This is a genomic window from Shewanella sp. MF08487 (genome assembly GCF_050848685.1).
Taxonomy (GTDB): domain Bacteria; phylum Pseudomonadota; class Gammaproteobacteria; order Enterobacterales; family Shewanellaceae; genus Shewanella; species Shewanella glacialipiscicola.
Window position 1 is genome coordinate 14,698 of sequence record NZ_JBOZPB010000005.1, and the last position, 18,378, is coordinate 33,075.

16 protein-coding genes, 1 pseudogene and 1 riboswitch are annotated in these 18,378 nt (G+C 44.9%); of the genes and pseudogenes, 6 read left to right on the top strand and 11 right to left on the bottom strand.

Annotation, left to right across the window (positions count from 1 at the left end; translation table 11 throughout):
- Window positions 1-100: 100 nt before the first annotated feature.
- On the bottom strand, window positions 101-535 hold the full coding sequence (locus ACRN9H_RS04960; RefSeq protein ID WP_432312701.1) for a DUF3069 domain-containing protein: 435 nt from the start codon (window positions 533-535) through the stop codon (window positions 101-103).
- Between the two features lie 33 nt (window positions 536-568).
- Window positions 569-1,093, bottom strand: coding sequence for a phosphatase PAP2 family protein (locus ACRN9H_RS04965; protein ID WP_432312702.1), 525 nt, complete (start codon window positions 1,091-1,093; stop codon window positions 569-571).
- Window positions 1,094-1,312: 219 nt separating this feature from the next.
- Between ACRN9H_RS04965 and queG the strand changes: the two genes are divergently transcribed.
- On the top strand, window positions 1,313-2,515 hold the full coding sequence (gene queG / locus ACRN9H_RS04970) for a tRNA epoxyqueuosine(34) reductase QueG (protein WP_432312703.1): 1,203 nt from the start codon (window positions 1,313-1,315) through the stop codon (window positions 2,513-2,515).
- Window positions 2,516-2,706: 191 nt separating this feature from the next.
- Here the strand turns inward: queG and metE are convergent.
- Window positions 2,707-4,016, bottom strand: a pseudogene (gene metE / locus ACRN9H_RS04975) (5-methyltetrahydropteroyltriglutamate--homocysteine S-methyltransferase); the annotation flags it as partial.
- A gap of 263 nt (window positions 4,017-4,279) precedes the next feature.
- On the opposite strand from metE, the gene ACRN9H_RS04980 reads away from it, so the two are divergent.
- Entirely contained in the window at window positions 4,280-5,185 is a 906-nt protein-coding gene (locus ACRN9H_RS04980) for a LysR family transcriptional regulator (protein WP_432312704.1), read from the top strand.
- 96 nt (window positions 5,186-5,281) lie between these two features.
- On the opposite strand, the gene ACRN9H_RS04985 is transcribed toward ACRN9H_RS04980, so the two are convergent.
- On the bottom strand, window positions 5,282-6,010 hold the full coding sequence (locus ACRN9H_RS04985) for an HDOD domain-containing protein (protein ID WP_432312705.1): 729 nt from the start codon (window positions 6,008-6,010) through the stop codon (window positions 5,282-5,284).
- Between the two features lie 554 nt (window positions 6,011-6,564).
- Entirely contained in the window at window positions 6,565-8,526 is a 1,962-nt protein-coding gene (locus ACRN9H_RS04990) for a TonB-dependent receptor (RefSeq protein WP_432312706.1), read from the bottom strand.
- 108 nt (window positions 8,527-8,634) lie between these two features.
- Window positions 8,635-8,862: riboswitch (cobalamin riboswitch) on the bottom strand.
- 385 nt (window positions 8,863-9,247) lie between these two features.
- On the opposite strand from ACRN9H_RS04990, the gene rihA reads away from it, so the two are divergent.
- From rihA to azu, 3 genes are all read left to right on the top strand, one after another.
- Window positions 9,248-10,210, top strand: coding sequence for a pyrimidine-specific ribonucleoside hydrolase RihA (gene rihA, locus ACRN9H_RS04995; protein ID WP_432312707.1), 963 nt, complete (start codon window positions 9,248-9,250; stop codon window positions 10,208-10,210).
- Between the two features lie 13 nt (window positions 10,211-10,223).
- Window positions 10,224-11,132, top strand: a complete 909-nt coding sequence (gene rbsK / locus ACRN9H_RS05000) for a ribokinase (protein ID WP_432312708.1) — start codon at window positions 10,224-10,226, stop codon at window positions 11,130-11,132.
- Window positions 11,133-11,296: 164 nt separating this feature from the next.
- Complete coding sequence (azu, locus tag ACRN9H_RS05005; protein ID WP_432312709.1) at window positions 11,297-11,761, top strand: azurin; 465 nt, start codon at window positions 11,297-11,299, stop codon at window positions 11,759-11,761.
- A 150-nt stretch (window positions 11,762-11,911) separates the two neighbouring features.
- Here azu and ACRN9H_RS05010 read toward each other — a convergent pair whose 3' ends face one another.
- The 4 genes from ACRN9H_RS05010 to ACRN9H_RS05025 form a co-directional block, all read right to left on the bottom strand.
- Window positions 11,912-12,214 carry a DUF3622 domain-containing protein gene (locus ACRN9H_RS05010; RefSeq protein WP_220773174.1) on the bottom strand — a complete coding sequence of 101 codons (303 nt, stop codon included), beginning with the start codon at window positions 12,212-12,214 and terminating at the stop codon, window positions 11,912-11,914.
- A gap of 239 nt (window positions 12,215-12,453) precedes the next feature.
- Window positions 12,454-13,503 carry an ABC transporter ATP-binding protein gene (locus ACRN9H_RS05015; protein WP_432312710.1) on the bottom strand — a complete coding sequence of 350 codons (1,050 nt, stop codon included), beginning with the start codon at window positions 13,501-13,503 and terminating at the stop codon, window positions 12,454-12,456.
- On the bottom strand, window positions 13,503-15,134 hold the full coding sequence (locus ACRN9H_RS05020) for an ABC transporter permease (protein ID WP_432312711.1): 1,632 nt from the start codon (window positions 15,132-15,134) through the stop codon (window positions 13,503-13,505). The genes ACRN9H_RS05015 and ACRN9H_RS05020 overlap by 1 nt, the downstream gene beginning before the upstream one ends.
- 75 nt (window positions 15,135-15,209) lie before the next feature.
- Entirely contained in the window at window positions 15,210-16,217 is a 1,008-nt protein-coding gene (locus tag ACRN9H_RS05025) for a Fe(3+) ABC transporter substrate-binding protein (RefSeq protein ID WP_432312712.1), read from the bottom strand.
- 216 nt (window positions 16,218-16,433) lie between these two features.
- On the opposite strand from ACRN9H_RS05025, the gene ACRN9H_RS05030 reads away from it, so the two are divergent.
- A complete protein-coding gene (locus tag ACRN9H_RS05030; RefSeq protein WP_432312713.1) occupies window positions 16,434-16,859 on the top strand; it encodes a hypothetical protein in 426 nt (141 codons plus the stop codon).
- 49 nt (window positions 16,860-16,908) lie between these two features.
- On the opposite strand, the gene ACRN9H_RS05035 is transcribed toward ACRN9H_RS05030, so the two are convergent.
- A complete protein-coding gene (locus ACRN9H_RS05035) occupies window positions 16,909-17,505 on the bottom strand; it encodes a glutathione S-transferase N-terminal domain-containing protein (protein WP_432312714.1) in 597 nt (198 codons plus the stop codon).
- Window positions 17,506-17,597: 92 nt separating this feature from the next.
- The gene (locus ACRN9H_RS05040; protein WP_432312715.1) at window positions 17,598-18,347 is read right to left on the bottom strand and encodes a ferredoxin--NADP reductase; all 750 of its coding nucleotides are present in this window, start codon (window positions 18,345-18,347) and stop codon (window positions 17,598-17,600) included.
- Window positions 18,348-18,378: the final 31 nt, after the last annotated feature.

Consider the following 18,378-nt stretch of genomic DNA (forward strand, 5'->3'; position numbering starts at 1 on the left):
TAGCGACAAACTGGCTTAGTCAAGAAGCGTTAAAAAAGCCCCGTCACAGTAAAGTGACGGGGCTTTTTATGTTGAGTTTAAGCTTTCTTTTAATCTACCACTAAGGCGCCATAACCTGCTTAAAGCTATTAAGCATGGAGCGATCAGTACGCGCTTTTTTCAATTTGCGTAAACTTTCTTTGAGCGACTCATCGGCTAAACGTAAAAAGATACCGTTATATTCTTGTTCTTGAATTTCACCATCGCTATCAGCTTGTTCAGAAATTTCTTGAGCGACACGACTCAGTTGTAGCCAAGCATTGGCGATATAAAAGCCATGAAATGCGGCTTGATCCATCAGATTACGGGCGCTGGCGGGTAAAGACACCCAAGCTTGAGCAAATTTGCCTTCTCGGTCTTCTAACAGTTCGGCGCACAATCCTTGATACGCCACTAATAATCCTTCTGGCAATTTTGCCATTGGCAGCACTTTATTGGCGACATTGTAAGAAATCTGCTCGGCAGTTTCACGGTACGCAGCTGATAATTCACTCATAAAAGTCTCGATTAACCTTGATTAAAAATATATTTAAAACTGACCACTGACATACAAACCATACACCCCATTACCCGCGACTGGCGTTAAGGTAATGCTGTCATAGGGCTGGGTAAAATACCAACCCGCAAGTGCGCCAATCGCAGCGCCGGCTAACACATCTTCTAAATAATGTTGGTCGCTCGCCACTCGGGTATAGCCGACATAAGATGCGGCAACATAAGCAGGCAAACCATATTGCCAGCCATAACGTTGTTGAATAAACGTCGCGGCCATAAAACTGTCAGAGGTATGTCCCGATGGAAACGAATCATCACCACTATCGTCAGGGCGGTCTTTACTGACGCCATATTTTAGACCTTCAACAATTAATCGACTCGAAACTGCAGCCTGAATTAACTGCCAACTGCCGTCATAACCGTCTTCATAAAATAAAGTTGCACCCATAGCGGTAGCGGGAAGTAATAAATGCAGCACATCGCCTGAGGTTTCTAAATCAGAACCTGCCCAGCTCGAGCCACTCACCATTAGCAGTGCAACATAAAGTAATTTTTTCAATGGAGATCCTTTTTAGCATAATATCCAGCGCGCAGTTTATACCTTGATAACTCGCTGAATGCAAAATTGCGGCCGTTCTAAATCAAAAAAACTAAACGAGTAAATTCAGCTCGATGAAATGGTGCAGTAGAGCCCCATTCAGACCACTGAGTAAACTCGTCGCTCATAACTGAAAAATGCTATCATATTGTCACCTAGTAAAAGGCTCCGCATCAATCCATGTCGACTTTAGCCCCTCCATCCCCAAGCCAATCTTATGCCAGCACCTTGTCGCGCCTCGCGCTGCAAATAAAAACCTGGGGAAAAGCGCTCGGATTTGCACAGGTCGGTATTTGCGATACCGACTTAACCGCCGAAGAGGCTAAGCTACAAACCTGGCTAGATAATGGCTATCACGGTGAAATGGCCTATATGGCAAATCACGGCATGATGCGGGCTAGGCCACAGGAATTGCATCCTGGCACAGTGCGGGTTATCTCAGTGCGGATGGATTATTTACCCCCAGAAGCAGGCTTTGCCGCTAATCTCACCGACCCTAATTTAGGCTATATTTCGCGTTATGCCGGTGGCCGCGACTATCACAAATTGATCCGTGCTCGACTTAAAAAGCTAGGCGATCAAATCAGTGCAGAGTTAGTTGCCCTCGGGTTTGATGCGGCTGATTTTCGCCCCTTTGTCGACTCAGCGCCAGTACTTGAACGCCCGTTAGCTGAAAAAGCGGGTATCGGCTGGACAGGCAAACATTCACTGATCCTCAATCACGATGCAGGCAGTTGGTTTTTTTTAGGCGAACTACTCATTAACTTACCGCTACCCGTGGATATTCCGATTCAAGAAGGTTGTAATACTTGCGTTGCTTGTATTACGTCTTGTCCAACAGGTGCAATTGTAGCGCCTTATGTGGTCGATGGTAGACGCTGTATTTCTTATCTCACCATTGAACTGCAAGGCGCTATTCCCGAAGAATTTCGACCACTCATGGGTAACCGTATTTATGGCTGTGACGATTGTCAGTTGGTCTGTCCAATCAATCGTCAAGCGCCGCTTACCGCCGAAACCGACTTTCATATTCGTCCCAAGCTAAAACAACCCGAACTACTCAGCCTGTTTGCTTGGTCCGAGGCCGAGTTTCTTAAACAAACTGAAGGCAGTGCGATTCGCCGAATTGGCCATAAACGTTGGCTGAGAAATATCGCCGTTGCGCTCGGTAATGCACCCGCAAGTGAAACCATTATTGCGGCATTACACGCTCGCCAAGATAATGAAGAGGTTGATGAAATAGTACGTGAGCATATCAATTGGGCACTGAATGCCCAACAAGCACGCCTTGCCGATAACGAATTGATTATGCAGCAAAAAGCACGCCGTAAAACTGAGCGCATGGTACGTATTGTTGAAAAAGGTTTGCCACGCGACGCCTAAGCTCTGTTGTCTCGTATAAAAAGAGGTTTGGTAACATGCTGTTGAATTGACAATCGTCGTTATCATGACCCAATACTGACATTAAATACTGACCATTCTCAACTCAGATTAATAAATCAATAATGGATGCCAAGGCATTCATTATTGATTGTGACCAAACACATTTTATCCGCGCATGTTAAGTGAACGTATTAACCTAAACGACAACGTAACTCCCGTGTTGCATCAACCATGGTTTTCAGTGCAGGTTCAACTTCATCCCAGATGCGCGTTTTAAGGCCACAATCTGGGTTGACCCATAATTGACGTACTGGTACTTTTTGTGCTTCCTTTTCAATTAATTGCACTATCTCATCCAAACTGGGCGTATTGGGTGAGTGGATATCATAAACACCGTGACCGATTTCATTCGGGTAGGGGAAATCTTCAAATGCGTTTCAAAGTTCCATCCGCGAGCGCGAAGTCTCAATGGTAATCACGTCAGCATCCATCGAAGTAATAGCGGCAATTGTGTCGTTAAACTCGCTATAACACATATGGGTATGAATCTGAGTTTCATCAGTCACGCCTACGGCGCTGAGTTTAAAGGCATTAACCGCCCAATCTAAATAGACCTGCCACTCACTGTGTTTCAATGGCAAACCTTCACGAAAAGCCGGCTCGTCAATTTGAATAATGACGATACCCCCATTTTGTAAATCCACCACTTCATCACGGATCGCCAACGCCAATTGAGCGGCTATCGCATCACGGCTAATATCTTCACGGGCAAATGACCAAGGCAAAATCGTTACGGGCCCCGTTAACATCCCCTTGACAGGCTTATCCATCAGACTTTGGGCAAACTCAGCCCAATCTACCGGCATCGCTTTGGGACGACTGACGTCACCGTATATCAATGACGGCTTAACACAACGCGAGCCATAACTTTGCACCCAACCATTTTTGCTAAAACCGACACCAGTTAGTTGTTCACCAAAGTATTCCACCATGTCGTTACGCTCAGCTTCACCATGCACCAGCACATCAATGCCCAGTTTTAATTGGCGATCAATAGTATCGCGGGTGACTTGCTGTAATTGCTCTGTGTACTGAGCATCGTTTAATTCACCTTTACGCCAACGGCTACGCAAACTACGAATGGCAGGCGTTTGCGGAAAAGAGCCAATAGTGGTGGTAGGTAATAATGGCAAACGATATTTTTGCAGCGGCACACTTTGGCGCACGCTAAAACCATTAACACGCTCATAATCCGCCGCAGTTAGTGCACCAACGCGCTCAATAACCTGTGTATCCGCCAATTGTGCTTTAGCTTGGCGACGGGCGATGCAAAAAGCGGTGATTTTTGTGCTTCATCTGAGCTAGGCACTAATAACAGTTGGCGAATCTTACCCAGCTCTAACAATTTTTACTTAGCGAATGCCAATTGTTTACGTAGAACAGGCAGAAGCTTGACTTCAACATCTAAATCCACAGGGCTGTGCAGCAAAGTTAACGCAGATAAAGGGAAAAATAACCGGTAGAGACACAGAGCTTATCCCGAGTTCAGGTTATCTAGTTGCATATTCTATCTTCCTTTATTTGAAATGAGCCCCATTTGGCACGCGCATCCACTCGGTTATATTCTCTTGGCATTTTAAAACATGTCTGCCTAGATAAATAGCATTAGGCGTCTGGACGTCTAGATGTTTATTGTGTTAGTCTCTATCCCAGCAACCGAATTGATTTCAAGCACAACATGAGCGAAATTCACTTGGAGTGAACATGATCGAACTAAGACACCTGCGCACCTTAATGGCACTAAAGGAAAGTGGCAGCTTGGCGGGCGCAGCCAAAAAACGTTTTGTCACTCAGTCCGCCCTCTCACATCAAATTAAAGAATTAGAACTGCGGATTAACTCGCCTATTTTTGTACGTAAAAGTAAGCCGTTGTCATTCACCCAAGAAGGTGCGCGATTATTGCATCTGGCCGAAGAGATTTTGCCTAAGGTGTTAGAGACCGAAAGTGATCTAAAGAATGGGCTTGAAACCGAAATTAATCAGTTACGAGTCGGCATTGAATGCCACAGCTGTTTTCGCTGGCTAATGCCTGTAATGGAGAAGTTTAGACAACAGCACCCACTAGCAGAGTTAGACTTGTCTAGTCGTCATCTGTTCGATTCGCTTAACGCCCTAGAAATGGGAGAGTTAGATATTGTGCTCACCTCTGATCCTGTACCTGGGCATTCATTGGCTTATCAGCATTTATTTGATTTTGAAGTGAAATTAGTGGTAGCTAATGATCATCCCTTAGCGAAAGAAGCTTACATCACACCAAAACAATTGGTGCACTTACCCATTATCAGCTATCCAGTGCCACTGGCGCGTTTAGACATTTATCGTCACTTTTTAGAACCTGCTGGCATTGAGGCCGGCGAGCAAAAAACCTGTGATTTAACCATGATGCTACTGCAACGTATCGCCTGCAAAGACGGTATAGCCGCGTTACCGAACTGGTCGATTAATGAGGGACATGGTTTGAGTTTAACAACGGTAAAACTAGGCGCAGAAGGTTTAAAACGTCCCTTGTTTGGCGCCTATCGCCGTCATAGTAACAATTCGGTATTGATTCAGCAGTGGTTACAATTAGTGGCAAATGAAGGGTTATCCCGTCAAAACAACGGTAATTAATTCGTTATACAATAACCAGCCCACGGAATGCAGGCTGGTCAATTACTTTAAATTAATTATTTAATCAATGAGTTATAGCGTTTTCGAATGGAATAATTACAGCGGATTCATCAGTAAGCCACGAGTAGATAATACGCGGCGCAGGATTAACCCTGCTGAATTAGGGTTAGGTGTTTGGCGCAGATTATGTGCAATCATAAACTCTTGACGTAAATCTTGATCTAAATCTAATGCCTCAAAGGCCTCTATCGTTAACGTCTGTTGCTGATTATCAATCACTGATTTAATCGCACTTAACGGGAACGATTGTTCGGCATTAGCATTTAAATAAGCGAATGCGGTTAATGCGATAATAAGGCCAAATACACTAAATAAGGCTAAGGTTTGAACTTCGTCGGCATCAACGTCAATACCTTCCATACCGACTAAACTGTCTACCGCATCCGTAGCAATATCTTCTGTTAGCTTCCAATAACCATGGACCAGCTTTTTATAGGGCTGAGGCAACTCATCGAGGCGTTCTTTGAGATAAAACGTAAAGGCGTAGCGGTAGATATTCACTTGGCCTAGGCGGATCAGCGCCTCTTTTAACGAACGCGCTTTGTGGTTTTCAACTACAGCCGCCTGCGCCGAATTACTGCGCATTAGCATATGGGCCGACAATGCAGGATCGCTCGAGACAATATCAATCACGTTACGAATATCGCCTTCAGCAAGGATCGCCTTTTTAAGTGGAATTAAAATTCCTCGGCGGCCAATCACTTGTTCTTCATTGGCAATGATAGCGCTAACTTGAGAAAAAACCTGTTGCTCAAGATCAGTCATAAGACACTTTACACCTGTTAATTTGCATTAGTATTGGTTCGGTTACAGCCCATATCATACCAAAAATACGCATCATTTCAGCTATAGACAGCACAGTAATGTCATTATTGAAGCCCATTTTTTATTCAAACTCACTAATAACTATAAATAACGACAGTTAATACACATAACTAAAATCATATTCAAAACTATCGTGCTTTAAGATTTATTCTTTGAGCTAATACCAATCGTATTAAATATCTGTTCATTCAGCGGGAGTTCAACGCGCTTTAGACAAGGCAAAAGCTTGGAAGGCATAGTGGTGCTCTGTCAAAAGCCTTACACACAGTATAAAGCGCTTTGCCATGTAGTTAAATGCCGCCCTTTGGGAGCCTCACAGGCATCCCACTCCCGTGTTGCATTGACTTAAAAGGGAATAACCATTCTGCGTCAATGCGCCTTGGATTGAGATGCCTGTCAGGCTCTGAACTGACTAGATATTTAATGTGATTGGTATAAGTGTAAAAATAAAAAAACCAGACTCAGTCTGGCTTTTTTTAAACAATTTGTCGAGATTAGAAACGATAGCCCACGGTAAAACGTATGTCACGACCGCGGCCTGAGTAGTAACTATCACCCCAAGCGCCGCCATAGTAACCTGAACTGACATAATCTTTATCAAATAGGTTATCGATGCGCAAACTCGCCAGCCAAGCATCGCGGGTATAATTAAGGGCTAAATTACTCAGTATATAACTGGCTAACTTATCACCTTCATTGCCATTATCGCCTTCGATAAAACGATCACCGGTATAAATCGATTCAGCAAATACTTGGAAATGTTCGGCAACATCCATGCTGATATAACCGCGCCCGGTATGCTGCGCCACCCAAGACAATTGCTTTCCATCGTTTAAACCGTCAGTAAATTCAGCATCGATATAGTTATATTCCAATCCTAGCTGCAGCGCTTGAGTAATCTGCCAATCCCAATCGGTACTGGCGCCATAGCGACGTGAAGCATCAGCATTGACATTAGCACCTTGGAAGCTGCCGCCTTCTGGCGTTGGTGCACTGGGATCAAACACGATTTCATCTTCTAAATCGAGACGATATAGGCTAACTCGTAATGTTTGGCTCGTAAGAGTCCAATCCCAGCCCGCTTCATAGGAGCGGCCTGTTTGCGGCGTTAAGCCAAACACACCTTTAGGGGTATAAGCTTGCTCATCGACTTTGGCAAAACGGAAGTTATCATCGGCACGTAAATACAGTCTATGCTCGGTGCTCGGACGATAGTTTAGCCCCAGTTCAAATGCATGGGCATCTTCATCAAGGTCGATACCCAGAGGATAGGCTTGACCATCTTTTAATTCATCTTGAACCCAAGCATAACGACCACCCACAACGTAACTTAACGTAGGGCTTAAAGGCACAGTGGCATGCACATAGGCACTTTGCATTTGCTGCACATTGCTACGCTGCATGCTATCAAAATCGGCCTTACCACGACTGATATCTAAACCCGTCACTAAGTTCAGCTCACCTTGGCGCGTAGCATAATTACCTATCGCTTTGGGGCTAAACATCAGCATTGAACGCGTATTTTGACTATTAGCGCCCCAGTTCAAAGAGGAAACTAAGGTATCGCTATAATCGACATCTGCAGCAAGCGCCCAGTGTTGATTAAGCTGGTGCTGATAACCTGTACGCGCCGCGGTGGTCATTTCATGAATATACTCTTGGGTATTATCAGAATGGCGTGGATTGGCTTTAAATTGCGCCTTGGTGAGTGAACCTGGGTTTTCACGATCATCATCGTAATAACTGGTTTCAATAAAAAATGAATCGGTCGCAGTTTTATACTGAATACGCCCTAAAATAGAGCCGGTTTCGTTAGCATTGTGCTCACGATAATTATCGCCTTGATTGTAGCTACCCGTTAAAAAGTAGCGCCAGTCTTTGTTGATGGCGCCTGAAATATCGCCACGGCCTTCATAGGTATCAAAGCTGCCACCAGACAACTGCATGCTACCACCGTTATTTTCAGGGGATTTAGTAACAATATTGATGACACCACCAACGGCTTGATCGCCATAGAGTACCCCTGCACTACCAGATAAAATTTCGATACGATCCACTTGATTAAGCGGAATGGCATTAAGGCTAGGCGCTGCGATATCGATATTATTGAGACGACGACCATCAAGTAAAATCAGCGTATTATTAACAGCAGTGCTGGCGCTAAAGCCACGCATTGCAAAGCTAGTTCCAATATTATTATCCGAAATTTGAATACCGCTTTGACCACGTAAAACCTCAGTCACGCTAGTGGCACCACTCATTTCAATCGCGGCGGCATCAATCACATTCACGTTAGCAGCAATATTTAACGGGGTATTATCAGAGCGGCCAATAACGACGACATGCTCATCGACTTTAGCTGCGCTGGTATCGTCAGCCGCCATAGCGGGCGCGATAATTGAAAAACTGCACAGGCTACTCATTAGCAGCGCGATTTTTGTTGGATTTGTTCCCATTTTACCTTTAACTCCTGCAAGGAAAACGGGGCATTAGCGCCACGATATGCATCATTCAGTACCAAAACTGACATTGACTATCGCATTTTGAAATCTGCCCACCGAAATCTCAAAAACACCTTTAGGGCCGGTCTCCGGACTTAAGCTAGGTTAATCCATTGCGGATTAACACGAGACTCATGGTTCATACTACGTCTATCGAGTCCATATTAGACTCTTCGCTCACGTACGGCCGTCTCTCACTTTTTACCGTTGCGGGGGCAGTGCCTGCATTTCACAGGCTTCCCGATTATCTCGCTGCCTTAGCAGGCGAGCACCTCAGAAGGTTGACTTAATATTCAAACTGGGGTTAAAAGCAGCATATTGCGTCTTGTAACCCTTAGTACATTAAACAGACTGCCATTTGGCAGTGAACGCGCGCATTATAGACGTCTACATGGATAAAAGTCCATTAATCCACATCAATCCTCGCAGTGATTACTCTCAAGCACTATTGTGCTCTTATGCTTAAAAATATCGCCTAAAATGCAGGTTCCAAACGCAGCGGCGCCCATCAATCGAGAGCCCATCAGCATCAATAACTGAAAGATATTTAGTAGCTTATTAAACAAAATACGAAAAAGGTCACACTTTATCATTAGAGTCACATACACAGACTAGCGTCCATCATAGGGCATGTTATGCTAGGCCGCTAGAACAGCTGTTTAATGGAAGTAACAGTATGACTCGTCAAATTATTCTTGATTGCGATCCCGGGCATGATGATGCCATTGCACTTATCTTAGCCTTAGCTCACCCAGAACTTAATCCCCTTGCCGTAACGACCAGCGCAGGCAACCAAACGCCAGATAAAACCCTCAATAATGCCCTGCGCATTTTAACCCTGTTAAAGCGTAGCGATATTCCCGTGGCGGGCGGTGCCATTAAACCACTGGCACGTGAATTGATTATTGCCGACAATGTCCACGGCGAAACAGGGCTTGATGGCCCCGTATTGCCCGAACCCAGCTTTAGTCCACAAGCGATGACGGCGGTTGAGTTGATGGCGCGGCAAATTCGCCAAAGCACTCAACCCGTAACCTTAATCCCAACTGGGCCACTGACTAACATCGCACTGTTATTGGCAAGTCACAGTGAATTACACCATAAAATCGAACGCATCGTATTAATGGGCGGCGCCGCGGGCGTGGGTAATTGGACTCCTGCTGCCGAGTTTAATATTTTTGTCGATCCTGAAGCGGCGGATATGGTCTTTAAATCCGGGATTCCTATTACCATGTGCGGACTCGATGTCACCCATCAAGCGCAAATCATGGATGAAGATATAGAACGCATTCGCGCTATCCCAAATCCAATAGCCAAGTGCGTCGCAGAGTTACTGGATTTCTTTATGGTTTACCACAGAGATCCTAAATGGGGCTTTATTGGCGCGCCATTGCACGACCCCTGCACTATCGCTTGGTTGCTCAAACCTGAATTATTCGAGGCACAAGATTGTTGGGTCGGCATTGAAACACAAAGCGAACTGACCTTAGGCATGACTGTGGTTGATCGCTATCAACTCACAGGTAAACCCGCCAATGCCACTGTATTATTTGGCCTAGATAGACAAGGCTTTGTCGATTTACTGGTCGACAGTTTGCGTGTCTACGATGCCTCTTATCTCAATCGCAAAGATTGCTAACAGTGAGCGTTTTATGAGCCAGATACTGATTATCGGCAGCGCTAATGCTGATCATGTGATGAAATTTGAATACTTGCCCGCTGCGGGGCAAACCTTGATGAGCCGTGAATATCGGCTTGAACAAGGGGGAAAAGGCGCGAATCAAGCCGTCGCCTGTGCTCGCTTAGCCAAACCAGGCTCGCGCATTGATTTTATCTGCCATCTTGGGCAAGACAGTGTCGGTGATGATATGCGTCAGAACTGGATTAAAGACGGCATTAGTACTGAAGGTATCAGCCAAATAACCGGGCTAAATACCGGCACTGCGATGATCTTTATCGGTGACGATGGCGAAAATACCATTGGTGTTGCAGCCGGTGCGAATGCCAGTCTGTCACCCCATGATTTAGAGAATCATACCGAGCTCTTTGCCAGTGCCCAATATTTACTAATCCAACTAGAAACCCCCGCTGCCACAGTGGCAAAAGCACTACAACTGGCTAAAAAGCGCGGTATTATTACGGTATTAAACCCAGCCCCTGCAACGGCTCTTGGCAATGATTGCCTCAAGTGGGTCGATATTATTACCCCCAATGAAACAGAGGCTGAAGCCTTAAGCGGTGTGGAAATCAATGATGCCGAAGATGCACAAATGGCTGCACAACTGCTGCATCAGCAAGGTGTAGGCATTGTGGTGATAACCTTAGGCAGTCGTGGCGCATACATTAGTAGCACCGATTTTACGGGACTAGTCCCCGCGATCAACGTGCAAGCCATAGACACAGTTGCTGCTGGTGATACCTTTAATGGCGCTTTAGTTGTGGGCTTGAGCGAAGGCATGTCAATTGCCGCTGCAGTGGGGTTTGCCAATACCGCCAGTGCTATTACCGTGACGCGCCAAGGTGCGCAACGTGCAATTCCCTATCGTCATGAGCTCCTATAATTAATGGGTATGACGTTAAGCTAAATGCAGTACTAAAACGAAAGTTGCATATACATAATTTACAAACAGATTTCATTCCCATTTAATGTAAATTGCTTATGCTCATATGCGCATGTCTGAGTCAAAACGGCTCGACTACCTTTGTTCCAATAAGGAAGTTCCAGATGAAAGCATTACGTAGCGTGACCAGTACGAGTATCATTGGCTTAGGATTACTATTTGCTAGCCAAGCAAGTGCCAACGAATGTGAACTGAAAATTGCCGCCACCGATGCAATGCAATTTGACACTAAAGAGCTATCTGTTCCTGCAAGCTGTAAAGAAGTAACCTTAACCTTAACTCATTCAGGCACTTTGCCAAAAGCTGCTATGGGCCATAACTGGGTATTAGCTAAAGCGGCAGATATGCCAGGTGTGGCAACGGATGGTATGAGTGCAGGTGCTGATGCAGCTTATGTCAAAGAGGGTGATACTCGCGTTATCGCTCATACGCCATTAGTGGGCGGCGGTGAATCAACATCTATCACGTTTAGCACTGCCGGCATGAACGCCGCCGAAGCTTATCAATTTTTCTGCACTTTCCCAGGTCACTGGGCAATTATGCAAGGCAGTTTTAAAATCAAGGCTTAATGCTTAGCTTAGTACGCTAATAAACGCTGAAAACACAAAAGGCGGATCCTAAGATCCGCCTTTTGTTATGTATCGCCAGATTGGCTGTGAGGTTCGCGTTGAACGTTCCATCACAATCAAGCTAAGCTGATAAGACAATACGAGTGAGGGTTACTCTTCGTCGAAATCATCTTGATCAAGATCTTCGGCATCAGTTGCCGCTTCAGCCGCTAATGCCGCCGCTAATTTTGCTTTAGCTTGTTTCTCTGAACGGCGCTTATTACGTTCAGTTAACGTACCTAAAAACACTTGTAATTCAGTCAAGCCCCAAGCTTGCGCTTCGGCTTCAGTTGCAAAACCATCGTGGCTTTTAGACACTACAGTTTTGGTTGATGTCATGCGACGAGTGATTTCAGTTTTCCAACCGTTGTCGCCCTGTGTTACGCGCAAATCGTATTTTTTACCCTTGCTCATTCTGCTCTATTTCCTAAATGATGCTTGTCACGTTTGTCTTATCAAGCTAACCCAACGCTCATCATAAAACAAAAGGAGCGCAGTGTACTTGATTTCGGCCTAGAAAGATCGACCAAGTGAAAATATTCATGCTAGTTTCAGCAACTCGCTCAATGAAGTGAATACCTTAACCGTTGTGTTAAGTTACCACAGTGATGAACGGCGCTCGGCCGAAACTTTATTTACACTTTAAAAGTCTGTTAAGATTCAAACAATACTAACGAATGCGGTTCAGTCGTAACCCCAACTTTTTGACCAATATTTAACTGCATCATCTGACTGCGTACCTCCACATAATACGCTATCGATGCCGTCTCAACTTTGACCCAATAATGACAAAAAGCCCCTAAGAAACGCCGCTCGGTAATCATACCGACGCCTTGTTCATCGGCATTAATCGTTAATTGCTGTGGCCGTAAAAATACCATGCCACTAAATTCATTCAAGAACGCTAATGGTGTAAGACTGGTTAAATCACCGATGGGAGTCGCCACACTATGTCTATCCAGCACTGCGGCAGGTAAATAGTTACCACTGCCTAAAAAGTCCGCCACATAACGGCTATTGGGTGCTGAATATAAGGTTTCTGCACTGCCATGCTGCACTATGACGCCTTGGCTAAGAATGGCTAATGTATCTGCAAAAACAAAGGCTTCGTCCTTACTATGAGTAACAAAAACTGCACTTACATTACGTTGTTTTAAGATGCTACGGATTTCTGCCATCATCTCATAGCGCACTTGGGCATCGATGTTAGAAAAAGGCTCATCCAGTAATAGTAACTGTGGCTCGTAGGCGAGTGCGCGCGCAATTGAGACCCTTTGCTGCTGACCACCAGATAACTCATGGGGATAACGCTTAGCTAATCCTTCGAGTTTAACTAAAGTTAGCATGTCATCTAACCGCACTAGACGCTCAGCGGCCGACAATTTAGCCACACCAAAGAGGATATTCTCCGCCACAGTTAAATGCGGAAAAAGAGCGTAGTCTTGGAAAATCATACCAATACCGCGCTGCTCACTGGGCACAAACGCACTATCTCCACTCACCACTTGGCCATTTATGTGGATTTCACCTTGGCTAATCGTCTGTAATCCGGCAACCGCACGTAGTAGTGTGGTTTTACCACAGCCACTTGGGCCTAATAGCGCAAGGATTTCCCCTTGGCCCAGCGTTAAACTCAAGCCTTGAAGCACTTGCTGGCCCTGATAATCACTATGAACTTGCTGAAGTTTAAGCGTATTTGTCATCAGCTATGTTGCTCCAATGAACGGTTTAAATAAATAAGCGGTACCAGACCTACCAGTACAATAACGACCGCTGCTAAGGCGCCGTGCTCGAGCTTCTCATCGGATACAAACTGGAATACGTAGGTAGCAAGATTTTCAAAACCGATAGGTCGCAGTAGTAATGCGGCGGGTAATTCCTTCATACTTTCAATAAAAACTAATAAAGCACCAGCAAATAGCCCCTTGGTGAGTAAAGGAAAATGCACCCGCCACAGAAGTTGCCTTGGGCTTTGCCCCATAGTAAGGCTCACCATATCTAACGATGGTGAAATACGTTTATAACTGTTTTCGACACTGCCTATGGCTATCGCGACAAAACGCACACAAAAGGCAAAAATCAATGCCACCACACTGCCCGTTAAGATAAGTCCTGGGCCTTTTATACCCATCACATCGGCTACATCGTTAATGGCAAAATCAAGCATAGTGAGCGGTACTAATACCCCAATCGCCAACACAGTACCCGGTAAGGCATAACCCATTGAGGCTAAACGTGAGGGTAAAGCATCACTCGGTCTTGGGCTACTACGTCGCACAAACATCAACAGTAAGGCGATTAAACAACAAATTAAGCTCGTTATAAGCGCAAGGCTTAAACTGTTAACACTCAATTGCCAAAAGCGTTCATCCCAACTTTGCTCAAAATAACCAATGGCATAAGATAATAAAATACTAAAGGGCAATACAAAGGCGAGCAATAACAACGTGCAACAAAAGCTGAGCGCGACTGCTGTTTGTACCGCCGTGAGTGGATATAAATCTGTGGCTTGAATGCGCGATTGCTTCTGAAATAGCTGCTGCTTACGGCGAGCAAAGCGCTCAAAGCCAATGAGACTAAATACCACCAGCAAAATAATCGCCGAGAGCTTAGCTGCGGCGGTTAAGTTACCGTAACCCAGCCAAGTATCGTACACAGCCGTCGTTAAGGTGGGCACCGCAAAATAGCTAACCGTGGCAAAATCGGCAGCCGTTTCCATCGCCACTAACGCTACACCAACGGCGAGCGCAGGCCTTGCCATAGGTAAAGATAAGCGCCAAAAACTTTGCCATGGCGAACAGCCCATAATGCGCGAAGCATGCGCCAAACTTAAGGACTGCTCCATAAACGCGGTGCGCGCTAAGAGATAAATATAGGGAAATAGCACCAGCGATAACATACAAATTGCACCACCTAAGGTGCGAATATCGGGAAAAAAATAATCCTGCGGTGAGCTCCAGCCAAATATCGACCGTAAACTGCGCTGCACTGGCCCCGCATAATCGAGTAAATCAGTATAAACGTAGGCGACAATATATCCCGGCATCGCTAGGGGTAATAAGAGCGCCCATTGCAGATAACGCCTGCCGAAAAACTCACAGCGCGCGGTAAGCCAAGCACAAGGTATCGCCAGTAGTAACGATCCTAAACTCACCCCTAAAATCAGCAGTAAACTATTACGAATATAAGTCGGTAGAACCGTTGCCAGTAAGTGACCGAATACGGCTTCATCAGGCTGTAATGCTTGAAATATAAGCGCAAAAAGAGGCAGCACCAGTAATGCAGCCACCGCATAACCAGCAAGCGACCAGCTTCTGGCTAGTCCTAAAATCATGTCAGTCCTTAAAGATTACAGCGCCAATAAATGGCGCTGATAAACTCATCGATATTATATGTCTAAAACCAGAGATTAGAGATCAAACTGCACTTCATCTAACAGTTTTACCGCCGCTTGGTGGTACTCTGCCAATTTAAAAATAGGCATTTGATCAGATTTAAATTGCCCCCAAGAGGCCACTAATGGCGAAGGCGCAACATCCGTTTTTACTGGGTATTCCATATTGATATCGGCATAAGCCTTTTGAGCCACATCTGCTGATAAAAACTCCATCAATTTAATGGCGTTTGCTTTATTGGGGCTATAGCGGGCTAATGCCATACCTGACACATTAACATGGGCACCGCGATCGGCTTGATTGGGGAAGTTAATCGTTACGGCTTCTGCAATAACTTTTTGATCAGGATCTTTCAGCATGTTGCCATAGTAATAGCTATTGCCTAAGGCGATATCACATACACCTTCTTTAACTGCAGCAATTTGCCCCCTATCGTTACCTTGTGGCTTACGCGCTAAGTTAGCCTTTACTCCTTGTAACCATGTTTTCGCTTCGGCCTCGCCATGGTGAGCAATTATCGAAGCAACCAGTGCGATATTGTATGGATGCTTACCACTGCGAGTACAAATTTTACCTTTGTACTTAGGATCGGCCAATTCCTCATAGGTCATTTGCTGTGGGCCTAAACGATCCTTCGCGGTATAGAGATTTCGAACACGCATCGTTAGGGCATACCATTGGCCGTCGGGATCGCGGTATTGTGCCGGTATATTATTTTCTAGTAGCGTACTTTTAACTGGAGAAGTAAGATCTTTATCGACCAACTCTACCAAACGAGAAAAATCTGAGGTCAATACTAAATCAGCCGGTGATAAGCGGCCTTCACGGGCGATACGCTCAGCAATACCGTCTTTAGCAAACACCACATCCACACCAATACCCGTTTCGTCAGTAAAGCGTTGAATAATAGGTTCCACTAAGAAGGCTTGGCGATACGAATAAACCGTTAGCTTATCTTCTGCATTCGCCGAATACCCTATCGACATGAGTCCAACAACCGCTGCACAAGTTACCCATTTCATGACTGACACCCCATAGTTATAACGTATTCGATGAATTAAAAGACAACAGCATTAGTGATAATGCTTATCAGTTAGTCAAGGGTAATAGATACTAAATAGGAGAGCAAGAGGCTATTTAACATTTTGTTTTTAATGGATTAAAGTTTAAAATTGGCGATTATCTCAAACCTAACTAAACTGAACCTTAATTTGCATAAAATATTTATAGAGGTCGTTATGTTTACTATGTTATTGCTCGGTATCGCCGCACTAGCGCTCGTTGGGTTCTTTAAACACTATAATAGCACCCCAAAACGGCATAAACCTTATGCTAAAGTGAGGACTCCACACGCTAACGAATCTAAATCACAGCCGCTTCAACCCGATAACTTCCACAGTGTGAGCATAGTGAATGACGCTCATTGCTGTGAGCAAATAACCGCCATATCAGGTAAACGATTTTTATCAAAAGATGCACCTGAAATCCCCATGGAAGAATGCACAGTAACAAACTGCCAATGTCGCTATCAACACTATGACGATAGGCGTCAATTGGGCAATGACCGCAGGGTAGGGTTTGGAGTAACTCGAGATTTATTCGGCGCTTTTGGAGAACAAAACCGCCGTGACAGGCCTATGGGTAGACGCGCAACCGATAGCTGAATGATTTGTCTTAGTACCTAGTATTAGTACCTAGCCTTAGTACCTAGCCTTAGTACGGACGAGTTTGAATAAAAGCAGGTAGGTCACGTATCTCACCAAACCAAAGTGCTGTGGCGGGAGCTACTTTACGCCAATCTAACTCAGAATGCCTAAAATCCACATAATCGAGCAGGCAAATTAAAGCCAGTTGTGGTGCTTGGATCGTTGTTTGAGTGATCACGGTTTGAAGCTCAATTTGCATTAACCCACGCAGCAGTGCTTGCTCAAAACGAGAGGTCCAAAAAGCGGATCTTACCCCTTCTTCTTGTCGCATCTGCTCTTGACGCAATTTTACAGCACTATCGATTAGGCCTTTCACTAAAGAATACTGGCACTCCAACACCCAATTACCGCTTAAAGCACCAAACATCAGCCGATCACCCAATTCAGTATCGAGATAACGCATAATGACTTCGCTATCAAATAGCGCCACTCCATCATTGGTGATAAGACATGGAATTTGCCCTAATGGATTGGCATCAAGCAATTCGGCTGTATTATCAAAAGGATTAACCAATAACTCTTCAATATTATTAATCCCCAAATATTGGATTAACACGCGAACACAACGGGCATAGGGCGATGCTTGAGAGCTTAACAACCTCATTAAAATATCCTTATATTAAAATACTTAAATTATTAAATATGCTGTTTAAGCACAACGTAAGCGAGTGTAGCATCACTATTTGCAAATGGAGATCACCAGTATTTCTCAACGGTGATTTGTCCAGGCGCTCGGCGCAGATTCTTAGCCAAACCTTTGTTAAGTAAAGCTGCTTGCGCGCCGTTAATCATACCGGGATTACCACAAATCATCACTTGAGAATCGCCAACGCTTAACCTTATCCCCGCTTTATCTTCAATTTCACACGACACCAAACCATCGGGAATACGGCACTGTAAAGCATCGGTAATCGATTCACGGGTCACACTTAAAATGAGCTTAAACTGCTCAGGGTATTGTTGTTCTAATCCACGCAGTTTATCAAGATAAGCTAAATCCTGTGCCTCACGCACACCGTAGACTAACACTACCTTTTCGAAACGTTGCCAAGGCTCGGCTGTATCGAGCATAGACAGAAAAGGCCCTACTGCGGTTCCTGTTGCCAAAAACCACAAGTGTTTACCTTGAAGTTTGCCTTTAGGGATCTCATCTAAGGTCATAAAACCTGTCGCGGTGGGCGTAATGTCAATTTCATCACCAATGGACAGCTTGTGTAACTGGGGAGATAGTAGACCGTCTTCTACCGCAACGGCGAGTATTTCGGCATAGGGTTTATCGGGAGAGTTGACTAAGGAATAGGCTCTGGCGACTCGTTTATCGCCTTGCATTTGGCTCAGCTTAATAAACTGACCGGGTATGAATGGGGCTAACTCGGTGGCTATTCGCAGTGAAAATAACTTATCACTCCAATCAATACGCTCTATAACTTGTCCACTAATCCACATAACTTGCCCTCAAGCGAAACGTTAGATAGAC